Here is an 11129-nt window from a genome sequence, read left to right as displayed (position 1 = left end):
CCCTCGTGTCGTGCCGGCCCCTTCGCCGGTTGCGGTGCCGTGCGTCAGTCCGTGCCGAGCTCCATCGCGGCCCGGTCCAGCATCTCGTCGTCGCCCGAGACCTCGCCGCGGGAGGCGATGGCCTCCGCGCCGCCTTCCGGCATGGCGCCGATCAGGCCGGTCGCGGCTGCCTGGGCGGCGCCGATGGCCGGGCTGGAGGTGCCGATCAGGCCGATGCCCGCGTACTGCTCCAGCTTGGCCCGGGAGTCGGCGATGTCCAGGTTGCGCATGGTGAGCTGGCCGATCCGGTCGGCCGGTCCGAAGGCCGAGTCCTCGGTGCGCTCCATCGACAGCTTGTCCGGGTGGTAGCTGAACGCCGGGCCCGTGGTGTCGAGGATCGAGTAGTCCTCGCCCCGGCGCAGCCGCAGCGTGACCTCGCCGGTGACGGCCGCGCCGACCCACCGCTGCAGCGACTCGCGGACCATGAGCGCCTGCGGGTCCAGCCACCTGCCCTCGTACATCAGCCGGCCGAGGCGCCGCCCCTCGTTGTGGTACTGGGCGAGGGTGTCCTCGTTGTGGATCGCGTTCACGAGGCGCTCGTACGCCGCGTGCAGCAGGGCCATGCCGGGGGCCTCGTAGATGCCGCGGCTCTTGGCCTCGATGATCCGGTTCTCGATCTGGTCGGACATGCCCATGCCGTGACGGCCGCCGATGGCGTTCGCCTCCATCACCAGGTCGACGGGGGAGTGGAACTCCTTGCCGTTGACGGTGACCGGGCGGCCCTGGTCGAAGCCGATCGTGACGTCCTCGGTGGCGATCTCGACCGAGGGGTCCCAGAAGCGGACGCCCATGATGGGCTCCACGGTCTCCACGCCCGTGTCCAGGTGCTCCAGGGTCTTCGCCTCGTGGGTGGCGCCCCAGATGTTGGCGTCGGTGGAGTAGGCCTTCTCGGTGCTGTCCCGGTAGGGCAGGTCGTGGGCGAGCAGCCACTCCGACATTTCCTTGCGGCCACCGAGCTCGGTCACGAAGTCCGTGTCCAGCCACGGCTTGTAGATCCGCAGGTGGGGGTTGGCGAGCAGACCGTAGCGGTAGAACCGCTCGATGTCGTTGCCCTTGAAGGTCGAGCCGTCGCCCCAGATCTGGACGTCGTCCTCGAGCATCGCCCGGACCAGCAGGGTGCCGGTGACCGCGCGGCCGAGCGGCGTGGTGTTGAAGTACGCGCGGCCGCCCGAGCGGATGTGGAAGGCGCCGCAGGTGAGCGCCGCAAGGCCTTCCTCCACCAGCGCGGCGCGGCAGTCGACCAGACGCGCGATCTCGGCACCGTAGGTCTTGGCGCGGCCGGGCACCGAGGCGATGTCGGGCTCGTCGTACTGGCCGATGTCGGCGGTGTAGGTGCACGGGATGGCGCCCTTGTCGCGCATCCATGCGACGGCGACGGAGGTGTCGAGGCCGCCGGAGAAGGCGATGCCGACGCGCTCGCCGGCGGGCAGGGAAGTGAGGACCTTGGACATGGGAAGAGTATGCATCATCTCGCATGGTCATGCAAAGGGCCTCGCGTGAAGCGGGGTCCTCGGCGTCGCCGTGACGGAGGGCGGGGCGATTCGTCCGGGCGGGGCGGTGGCCCGCGGCGCCCGTGTACCGGTCCGCGCCCCGTCCGGCGGCAGCGGAGTCGGGTGCCGGGCGTTCGCCCGGACGCCGCGCCCCGCGGACCGGCGGCGGCGAAACCCTCGAACTCGCCCCGCGCCCCGGGTGCGGTGCCCGCGCGACCCGTGCGGTGCGGACTCGCCGCCGATCCCGCCCTGCGGTCCGAGCCGGTCGACCGCCCGGCGTGCGTCGCGGGCGACGGCATCGCCGTGGTGCTCGCCCGCCGTGCCGACCTCACCCCTGCGCGGGCGCTCGCCCTGGTCGGGTGTGCGGAGGGGGTGGTGCGGCTCGCGCGCCACCCCTGCGTGCCGCTCGACGTGCCCGCCCGTTCGGCTTGAACCGTCGGGGCCCTCGCTTCATTGCATAAAAGTTCGGATCCACGTATAGTCATGCCATTCATGAGGAGGGTTTCGATGACGGTACGAGTAGCAGTGGCGGGTGCGAGCGGATACGCGGGCGGAGAGCTCCTGCGTCTCCTCCTCGCCCACCCCCACGTGGAGATCGGGACGCTGACCGGGCACTCCAACGCCGGCCAGCGACTCGGGGCCCTCCAGCCCCACCTGCTTCCGCTCGCCGACCGCGTCCTCGCACCCACCACGGCCGAAGGGCTCGCCGGGCACGACGTGGTCTTCCTGGCCCTGCCGCACGGTCAGTCCGCCGCCGTCGCCGAGCAGCTCGGGTCCGACGTCCTCGTCGTGGACATGGGAGCCGACTTCCGCCTCAAGGACCCGGCCGATTGGGAGGCCTACTACGGCTCCCCGCACGCCGGCACCTGGCCCTACGGCCTTCCGGAGCTGCCGGGGGCCCGCGCCGCGCTGGAGGGGTCCAAGCGCGTTGCGGTCCCCGGCTGTTACCCGACCGCCGTCTCGCTCGCCCTCTTCCCGGCGTACGCGAACGGCCTGGCCGAGCCCGAGGCCGTGATCGTCGCCGCCTCCGGCACGTCCGGTGCGGGCAAGGCGCTCAAGCCGCACCTGCTCGGCAGCGAGGTCATGGGCAGCATGTCCCCGTACGGCGTCGGGGGAGGCCACCGCCACACGCCCGAGATGATCCAGAACCTCAGCGGACCGGCGGGGGAGCGGGTCACCGTCTCCTTCACGCCGACCCTGGCCCCGATGCCCCGTGGCATCCTCGCCACCTGCACGGCCGCCGCGAAGCCTGGCGTCACCGCCGAGACCGTGCGGGCCGCGTACGAGAAGGCCTACGCGGACGAGCCCTTCGTCCGTCTGCTCCCCGAGGGGCAGTGGCCGGCCACTGCGTCCGTCTACGGTTCCAATGCCGTTCAGGTGCAGGTCACGCACGACGCCGGCGCGAACCGGATCATCGCGATCAGCGCCATCGACAACCTCACCAAGGGCACCGCCGGCGGCGCGGTGCAAAGCATGAACATCGCCCTCGGCCTGCCCGAGGACACCGGACTTTCCACGATTGGAGTCGCTCCGTGAGCGTCACCGCAGCGAAGGGATTCACGGCGGCGGGCATCGCCGCCGGGATCAAGGAGAACGGCAACCCGGACCTGGCCCTCGTGGTCAACACCGGGCCCCGCCGCGCCGCCGCGGGAGTCTTCACCTCCAACCGCGTCAAGGCCGCGCCCGTCGCCTGGTCCCAGCAGGTTCTCTCCGACGGGGAGCTGACCGCCGTCGTCCTCAACTCCGGAGGCGCCAACGCCTGCACCGGTCCGAGGGGATTCCAGGACACCCACGCCACCGCCGAGAAGGTCGCCGAAGTCCTCAGCGCGCAGGGTGCGGAGGTGGGCGCCGGAGAGGTCGCCGTCGCTTCCACCGGACTCATCGGCGTCCTCCTCCCGATGGACAAGCTGCTCCCCGGCGTCGAGACGGCCGTCGCCCAGCTCTCCGAGCACGGCGGCGAGAAGGCCGCCATCGCCATCAAGACCACCGACACCGTCCACAAGACCTCCGTGGTGACCAAGGACGGCTGGACGGTCGGTGGCATGGCGAAGGGCGCGGGCATGCTCGCCCCGGGCCTCGCCACCATGCTCGTCGTCCTCACCACCGATGCCGACGTCGACGCCGAGAGCCTGGACGGTGCCCTGCGCACCGCCACCCGGCTCACCTTCGACCGGGTCGACTCCGACGGCTGCATGTCCACCAACGACACGGTCCTCCTCCTCGCCTCCGGCGCCTCCGGAGCCGCCCCCGCGCAGGACGAGTTCGCCGAAGCCGTACGGGCCGTCTGCGAGGACCTCGCCCGTCAGCTCATCGGGGACGCCGAAGGCGCCAGCAAGGACATCCGCATCGAGGTGACCAACGCCGCGACCGAGGACGACGCCGTCGAGGTGGGCCGGTCCATCGCCCGCAACAACCTCCTCAAGTGCGCCATCCACGGCGAGGACCCCAACTGGGGGCGGGTGCTCTCGGCGATCGGCACCACGCGGGCCGCCTTCGAGCCCGACCGCCTGTGCGTCGCCATCAACGGCGTCTGGGTCTGCAAGAACGGCTCCTTCGGGGAGGACCGCGACCTCGTCGACATGCGCTTCCGGGAGGTCACCATCACGGTCGACCTCGCGGCCGGCTCCGAGGCCGCCGTCATCTGGGCGAACGACCTCACCGCCGACTACGTCCACGAGAACAGCGCGTACTCGTCATGAGCAACACCGCGCGGAAGCACACCGCCCTCCCGAAGGCCCAGACCCTCATCGAAGCCCTGCCCTGGCTCACCCGCCACCACGGCAAGACCGTCGTCGTGAAGTTCGGCGGCAACGCCATGATCGACGAGGACCTCAAGGCGGCGTTCGCCCAGGACATCGTCTTCCTGCACCACGCCGGACTCAAGCCGGTCGTGGTGCACGGAGGCGGACCCCAGATCAACGCCGCCCTCGACCAGGCCGGCCTGGTCAGCGAGTTCAAGGCGGGACTGCGGGTCACCACCCCCGAGGCGATGGACGTCGTCCGGATGGTCCTCGCCGGCCGGGTGCAGCGCGAGCTCGTCGGCCTGCTCAACCAACACGGCCCGCTCGCCATCGGGCTCACCGGCGAGGACGCCCGCACCATGACCGCCACCAAGCACCAGCCGGTCATCAACGGCGAGGCGATCGACATCGGCCGGGTCGGCGAGATCACCGCCATCGACACCGGTGCCATCAAGGCGCTCCTGGAGGACGGCCGGATCCCGGTCGTTTCCTCCATCGCCCGCTCCCAGGACGACGGACATGTCTACAACGTCAATGCTGATACGGCGGCTGCGGCACTCGCTGCGGCGCTGGGTGCCGAGACCCTGATGGTCCTGACCGACGTCGAGGGCCTCTACGAGGACTGGCCGAACAGCGACGAGGTCATCAGCAAGCTGACCGCGAGCCAGTTGGAGAAGCTACTGCCCGAGCTCTCCAGCGGCATGGTCCCCAAGATGGAGGGCTGTCTGCACGCCGTGCGCAACGGTGTCACCACGGCCCGCGTGATCGACGGCAGGGTCCCGCACTCGATCTTGCTGGAGATCTTCACCGACGAGGGCATCGGCACGATGGTCGTGCCGGACGGCACGGACGATCAGGGGGAGAAATGACGGACAACGTCGAGCTGACCCGGCGGTGGCAGGGCTCGCTCATGAACAACTACGGCACCCCCAAGCTGCCGCTCGTCCGGGGTGAGGGCGCCAAGGTCTGGGACGCCGCGGGCAAGGAGTACCTGGACTTCGTCGGCGGCATCGCCGTCAACGCCCTCGGCCACGCCCACCCGGCGGTCGTCGAGGCCGTCACCCGGCAGATCCAGAGTCTCGGCCACGTGTCCAACCTGTTCGTCGCCGAGCCGCCCGTCGTGCTCGCCGAGCGGCTCCTCGGGCTCTTCGGGCGCTCCGGCAAGGTCTTCTTCTCCAACTCGGGCGCCGAGGCGAACGAGGCCGCGTTCAAGATCGGCCGGCTCACCGGCAGGTCCCACATGGTCGCCACCGACGGCGGTTTCCACGGCCGGACCATGGGCTCCCTCGCCCTGACCGGCCAGCCCGGCAAGCAGACGCCCTTCCTGCCGCTGCCCGGCGACGTCACCCACGTTCCGTACGGGGACGTGGAGGCGCTGCGGGCCGCGGTCACCGTGGACACCGCCTTCGTCATCATCGAGCCGATCCAGGGTGAGAACGGCGTCGTCGTCCCGCCGCCCGGCTACCTCACGGCCGCTCGGGAGATCACCCGCGCCACCGGCACCCTGCTCGTCCTCGACGAGGTGCAGACCGGCATCGGCCGGTGCGGCCACTGGTTCGAGCACCAGGCCCACGAGGGCGTCGAGCCCGACGTCGTGACCCTGGCCAAGGGGCTCGGCGGCGGACTTCCGCTCGGCGCGACCGTCGCCTTCGGCGAGGCGGCCGAACTCTTCGCGCCCGGTCACCACGGCACCACCTTCGGCGGCAACCCGGTCGCCTGCGCCGCTGGACTCGCCGTCCTGGACACCCTCGGCGCCGACGCGGCCCTCGACCACGTGAAGGCGGTGGGGGAGAAACTGCGCCAGGGAATCGAAGGGCTGGACCATCCGCTGGTCTCCCATGTCCGTGGCGCGGGCCTCCTGCTGGGTATCGTGCTCACCGGGCCCCTCGCACCCCAGGTGCAGCAGGCGGCCCAGGACGCGGGTCTCCTGGTGAACGCGCCCGCCCCCGACGTCGTACGGATCATGCCTCCGCTGGTCCTCACCGACGCCGAGGCGGACGCCTTCCTCCAGGCGCTGCCCGGGGTCCTGGACGAGGCGAACGGGCAAGGACGAACCGGAGAATGAGACGACGATGACCGACGCGCAGGAGAACGAGCACTGGGGGTCCCCCCAGGCGGAGCCTGGGGCGGGGCCGTCCGTTCCCCAGACCCGCACCGCACGCCACCGCAGGATCGTCGACATCCTCAACCGGCAACCGGTGCGCTCACAGAGCCAGCTCGCCAAGCTCCTCGCGGACGACGGCCTGAGCGTCACCCAGGCGACGCTCAGCCGTGACCTCGACGAGCTGGGCGCGGTGAAGATCCGCAACACGGGGGGCGAGCTGATCTACGCGGTGCCCAGCGAGGGCGGTTTCCGCACCCCGCAGGCACCGCTCGGCGAGTCCGCCAAGGAGGAGCGCATGCGCCGCCTCTCCGGCGAACTGCTGATCTCCGCCGAGGCCTCCGCCAACCTGGTGGTGCTGCGGACCCCTCCGGGGGCCGCACAGTTCCTCGCGTCGGCCATCGACCAGGCCGAACTGCACGCCATTCTCGGCACGATCGCGGGTGACGACACCCTGCTCCTCATCAGCCGCGATCCGGTCGGCGGCCAGGCCCTCGCCGACCACCTGCTGAGGCTGGCCCAGAAGTAGTTCCCGCCGGTGCCGGGCCCGGCTCAGTACCGTGCGATCGCCGTCGGACCGCCATGCGTTCCGACGGCGATGTGCGGTCGGCGCGCGGGGTCCGCCCAGGCGAGGACCGCGCGCATGGCGTCCTCCGGCACCGAGATGCAACCGGCGGTCGCCCCGGTGCCGTTGACGTGCAGGAAGATTCCCGCTCCGCGTCCGCGCACCGGCCGTTCGTAGTTGAAGCCGATGACGATCGCGTGCGCGTACTGGCCGGTGTACGAGACGAGGTGCTCGGCCTCGGTCGCCCGGCAGTCGTCGGGCAACCCCTCGACCCAGCGGTTGTACGCGTGGGAGGCGTTGTCCTGGCACCACCAGGAGTGCTCGGTGACCGGGGCGTACCGGAGGCGGGTGCCGGCGGGGGCGGACCGGATGCCGAAGGCGTACGGCAGCCGGTAGAGCCCGGTGGGGGTGGTGCTCGTGCCCTGCTGCCGCGAGGCGCCCTCGACGAGCCCCTTCGACCCGAACCGGGCCGGTGCCGCCCCCACCCGCACCCAGCGCCAGCCGCGCCGTTCCCACCAGGTCAACGTGCCCGTGGTGGCCTTCGCGTCCGCGGCCTCCGCAGTGATCAGCTGCGTTCCCCCTCCGGTGTCGGCCATCCGCACGGGCAGGGGCGCGGGTGAGGGCGCGGCGCCCAGGGAGAGCAGGGCGGCGAGGACGAGAAGGGTGCGCATGGCCGCGACGCTAGGGCCGCACGGCAGCCCCCGCCCGTCGGGCGGGGCTATTCGGCGGGCGCCGCGGGGAGCGGGGGAAGCGGCAGGGGGAGCGCCGGCAGTCCGTCCAGGCTGGTGGCGATGTGCTCCTTGCGCGCGCAGTACGCGCCGAACTCCTCGTCCGTCTTCCGGTTGAAGTACTCGGCGTGCAGCGACCGGTCTTCCCGGTACTCCATCAGCGGGACGGCGAACCCGCAGGAGTCGCTGACCCGTCGGGCGTGCACCAGGACGATCGCCCGTGCACTGCCCTGCCCCCGAACGGCCTCGGCCGGGAAGCGCGCGAACAGTTCGGACCAGCGGGGGTCGTCGCGGAGCACGGCCTCTCCCCGGCCGTGCACCCGGACCACCGTCGGAGGTCCGGAGAAAGCGGTCCACATGAGGGTGATCCGGCCGTTGCCCGGCTCCCGCAGATGCGCGATCGTTTCGGCGCTGCTGCCGCCGAAGTCGACGTAGGCGAGGGTCAGTTCGTCGATGACGATCAGGGTGCCGGCGCGCCCTTTGGGGGAGAGGTTGACATGACCCTCTCCGGAGAGGGGAGCGGTTGCGGTGAAGAACACCGGCTGCTCCTCGATGAAGGCCCGAAGCCGCCCGTCGATGTGTTCGTATGTCTTTCCCATGATCGCATCCTTTCACCCGCCACCCGTGGGCGACGGGAACCGGAACGGTCCCGAGCGGTCCGGTCACCAGTTCCCCAGGAGTGCAAGGGCGTTGGTGCGCAGTTTCGGCTCGGCGTCGTCGTCCAGCGACCGGGCGACCTCGCGCAACTCCGGGCCGCCACGTGCGGTGAACAGCCGGAACGCGGCCATCCGTACGTGTCGGGGACGGTCCGCCCCGAGCCGCGCCCGCAGGTCCGTCGCCGACAGTTGGTTCGCCCACGGCAGCAGGGCGGTCGCCGTCTCCCGCACGACCCCGGGCGCCGGGTCGTCGAGCAGCGGCTCCAGGTGCGCGGGGCTCACCCCGCCCAGCACCCGCAGGCCGGCCACGGCGTGCGCGCGGACGCCCGGGTGCGGGTGTCCGGTGAGCTCCCACAGCAGGGCGGAGTCCTCGCGGGTTCCGCACTCGGCGAGCCCGAGCGGTGCGGCCGGGGGCACTGTGGCGCCCGAGCACAAGGACGCGTAGCGCGCGACGGCGTCGATGCCGGACTGCCGCAACACATAACGGGCGCACGCCCGCACCAGGCCCGACCGGTCCGTGAGGAACGCCGTCGCCTCGTCGGGGCGACCGGCCCGACGCAGGGCCGTCACGCCGGCCGCCCGCACCCGGGGGTGCTTGGAGCCCAGCAGGGGGCCGAGGAGCTCGTCCCCGGTCTCCGGTGTCACCCCGGCGACGACTCCGTTCGCGCAGACGTCCTGGACGACCATGTCCGGGTCTCCGGCAGCGGTGGCCGCCAGCCGTGCGGGGGAGAGGAGCCGTCGCTCGACCGCGATCCGGTGCGCCGTGCGCCGGGACGCCCGGTCCCCGCTCGCGAGGACGGCGTCGAGGACGGACACCGGGCACTCCCGGAGCAGGGCCTCCAGCAGGGCCCCGGCGGCTCCTCCCCGGCGACGGGCGGAGATCCGCAGGACGACTGCCGCGAGGGGGGCGATCGCCTCCGCTCCGACACCGGGCAGTGCGGTCCGCAGCAGCTCGCGGGCCGGTTCGCGGACCGTGGCCGACCAATCCGCGCAGCGGATCGCCACCAGGGGGAGCAGGGGGTGGAGGGCCGGTGGGGGGAGGCGTGCCGCACGGCGGAGCGCCGCCTCGCGCACCCGGCCGTCGGGGTGGCACAGGGCCACGGCGAGCGCCGACCCGTCGGGTGCGCGGCGCGACAGGTCCAGGGAGGGCAGGGGGGCGTCCCAGGGCCAGTGGAAACGGCGACCGGTTGCCCAGGCGTGGCCCGACAGCGCGGACGGGCGGGTGCGGGCGAGGTGTCGGACGGCCAGGTCGAGCCCCGTCCAGGCGCTGGCGTCCGAGGTGTCGATGACCGAGGCGAGCGGTGCGCCCCGAGCCAGTCGAACCGCCCCTGCGGTCGTGTCTTCCATGCGGGGGAGCGTAGGACGGGGAAGCGGGGTCGCACCCCTGGTTTTCGGACCGGGAGCCGGGGGCGAACGCCTTCATTGACAAAACATACGGCACTCTGCATAGTTATACCCATCAAGGTCGACCTCGCGTCCTCCGCCCACGCCTGATCGAGGAGCAGTAGTGAGCAGCAACAACGGTGACGTTCGGCTCTGGGGCGGACGGTTCGCCGATGGCCCCGCCGAGGCCCTGGCGAAGCTGTCCGCTTCGGTCCACTTCGACTGGCGCCTGGCCCCGTACGACATCGCCGGCTCTCGGGCCCACGCCCGTGTGCTGCACAAGGCCGGCCTGCTCACCGAAGACGAGCTGACCCGCATGCTCGCCGGGCTCGACCGGCTGGAGGCGGACGTCGCCGACGGCTCCTTCGTCGGCACCATCGCCGACGAGGACGTCCACACGGCCCTGGAGCGGGGCCTCCTGGAGCGGCTCGGTGCCGAACTCGGCGGCAAGCTGCGCGCCGGCCGCTCCCGGAACGACCAGGTGGCCACGCTCTTCCGGATGTACCTGCGTGACCACTCCCGGATCATCGGCGGTCTGATCGCCGACCTCCAGGACGCCCTGGTCGGGCTCGCCGAGGCGCACCCGGACGTCGCCATGCCGGGGCGGACGCACCTCCAGCACGCCCAGCCGGTGCTCTTCGCCCACCACGTCCTCGCCCATGCGCAGTCCCTCTCCCGTGACGCGGAGCGACTCCGGCAGTGGGACACCCGGACGGCCGTCTCGCCCTACGGCTCCGGCGCCCTCGCCGGCTCCTCCCTCGGGCTCGACCCCGAGGCGGTGGCGAAGGACCTCGGTTTCGAGCGGGGTTCGGTCGGCAACTCGATCGACGGCACGGCCTCCCGTGACTTCGTCGCCGAATTCGCCTTCATCACGGCGATGATCGGCGTCAACCTCTCGCGGATCGCCGAAGAGGTCATCATCTGGAACACGAAGGAGTTCTCCTTCGTGACGCTGCACGACGCCTTCTCCACCGGATCGTCGATCATGCCGCAGAAGAAGAACCCCGACATCGCCGAGCTGGCCCGCGGCAAGTCCGGGCGCCTCATCGGAAACCTCTCCGGCCTGATGGCCACCCTCAAGGCGCTCCCGCTCGCCTACAACCGGGACCTTCAGGAGGACAAGGAGCCGGTCTTCGACTCCTGTGACCAGTTGGAGGTCCTGCTGCCCGCCTTCACCGGGATGATGGCGACGCTCACCGTCAACCGGGAACGCATGGAGGAGTTGGCCCCTGCCGGCTTCTCGCTCGCCACCGACATCGCCGAGTGGTTGGTCAAGCAGGGCGTTCCGTTCCGGGTGGCGCACGAGGTGGCCGGCGAGTGCGTGAAGGTCGCCGAGTCGGAGGACAAGGAGTTGGACGGGCTCACGGACGAGCAGTTCGCCAAGATCTCCGAGCACCTCACCCCCGAGGTCCGCACGGTCCTCAAC

Annotated in this window: 11 protein-coding genes; 7 read left to right on the top strand and 4 right to left on the bottom strand. The window is 71.7% G+C overall.

Annotation, left to right across the window (positions count from 1 at the left end; translation table 11 throughout):
• Positions 1 to 44 precede the first annotated feature (44 nt).
• Entirely contained in the window at positions 45 to 1490 is a 1446-nt protein-coding gene (gene argG / locus ACFW2Y_RS31055) for an argininosuccinate synthase (protein ID WP_384885756.1), read from the bottom strand.
• 243 nt (positions 1491 to 1733) lie between these two features.
• On the opposite strand from argG, the gene ACFW2Y_RS31050 reads away from it, so the two are divergent.
• From ACFW2Y_RS31050 to ACFW2Y_RS31025, 6 genes are all read left to right on the top strand, one after another.
• The gene (locus ACFW2Y_RS31050) at positions 1734 to 1961 is read left to right on the top strand and encodes a hypothetical protein (protein ID WP_384885754.1); all 228 of its coding nucleotides are present in this window, start codon (positions 1734 to 1736) and stop codon (positions 1959 to 1961) included.
• A gap of 75 nt (positions 1962 to 2036) precedes the next feature.
• Positions 2037 to 3065, top strand: a complete 1029-nt coding sequence (gene argC / locus ACFW2Y_RS31045; RefSeq protein ID WP_384885752.1) for an N-acetyl-gamma-glutamyl-phosphate reductase — start codon at positions 2037 to 2039, stop codon at positions 3063 to 3065.
• Positions 3062 to 4228 (top strand): bifunctional glutamate N-acetyltransferase/amino-acid acetyltransferase ArgJ, encoded by a 1167-nt coding sequence (argJ, locus tag ACFW2Y_RS31040; RefSeq protein WP_384885750.1) that lies wholly within the window; start codon positions 3062 to 3064, stop codon positions 4226 to 4228. Before argC ends, argJ begins: the two co-directional genes overlap by 4 nt.
• The gene (gene argB, locus ACFW2Y_RS31035) at positions 4225 to 5139 is read left to right on the top strand and encodes an acetylglutamate kinase (protein ID WP_384885749.1); all 915 of its coding nucleotides are present in this window, start codon (positions 4225 to 4227) and stop codon (positions 5137 to 5139) included. The genes argJ and argB overlap by 4 nt, the downstream gene beginning before the upstream one ends.
• On the top strand, positions 5136 to 6335 hold the full coding sequence (locus ACFW2Y_RS31030; RefSeq protein WP_384885747.1) for an acetylornithine transaminase: 1200 nt from the start codon (positions 5136 to 5138) through the stop codon (positions 6333 to 6335). Before argB ends, ACFW2Y_RS31030 begins: the two co-directional genes overlap by 4 nt.
• A gap of 7 nt (positions 6336 to 6342) precedes the next feature.
• Entirely contained in the window at positions 6343 to 6900 is a 558-nt protein-coding gene (locus ACFW2Y_RS31025) for an arginine repressor (RefSeq protein WP_384885745.1), read from the top strand.
• Between the two features lie 23 nt (positions 6901 to 6923).
• Here the strand turns inward: ACFW2Y_RS31025 and ACFW2Y_RS31020 are convergent, their stop codons facing one another.
• The 3 genes from ACFW2Y_RS31020 to ACFW2Y_RS31010 form a co-directional block, all read right to left on the bottom strand.
• Positions 6924 to 7607, bottom strand: a complete 684-nt coding sequence (locus tag ACFW2Y_RS31020; protein WP_384885743.1) for a L,D-transpeptidase — start codon at positions 7605 to 7607, stop codon at positions 6924 to 6926.
• A gap of 47 nt (positions 7608 to 7654) precedes the next feature.
• Positions 7655 to 8263, bottom strand: coding sequence for a pyridoxamine 5'-phosphate oxidase family protein (locus ACFW2Y_RS31015; protein WP_384885741.1), 609 nt, complete (start codon positions 8261 to 8263; stop codon positions 7655 to 7657).
• Positions 8264 to 8326: 63 nt separating this feature from the next.
• Positions 8327 to 9667 carry a hypothetical protein gene (locus ACFW2Y_RS31010; RefSeq protein WP_384885740.1) on the bottom strand — a complete coding sequence of 447 codons (1341 nt, stop codon included), beginning with the start codon at positions 9665 to 9667 and terminating at the stop codon, positions 8327 to 8329.
• Positions 9668 to 9827: 160 nt separating this feature from the next.
• Here ACFW2Y_RS31010 and argH point away from each other — a divergent pair.
• A partial coding sequence (argH, locus tag ACFW2Y_RS31005) for an argininosuccinate lyase (RefSeq protein ID WP_384885738.1) occupies positions 9828 to 11129 on the top strand: 1302 nt, incomplete at its 3' end.

The sequence above is a fragment of the Streptomyces sp. NPDC058877 genome (assembly GCF_042742855.1).
In the GTDB taxonomy this organism is placed as follows: Bacteria; Actinomycetota; Actinomycetes; order Streptomycetales; family Streptomycetaceae; genus Streptomyces.
The sequence above is the reverse complement of the archived record's forward strand: the minus strand, read 5'-3'. Positions and strand labels throughout refer to the sequence as shown.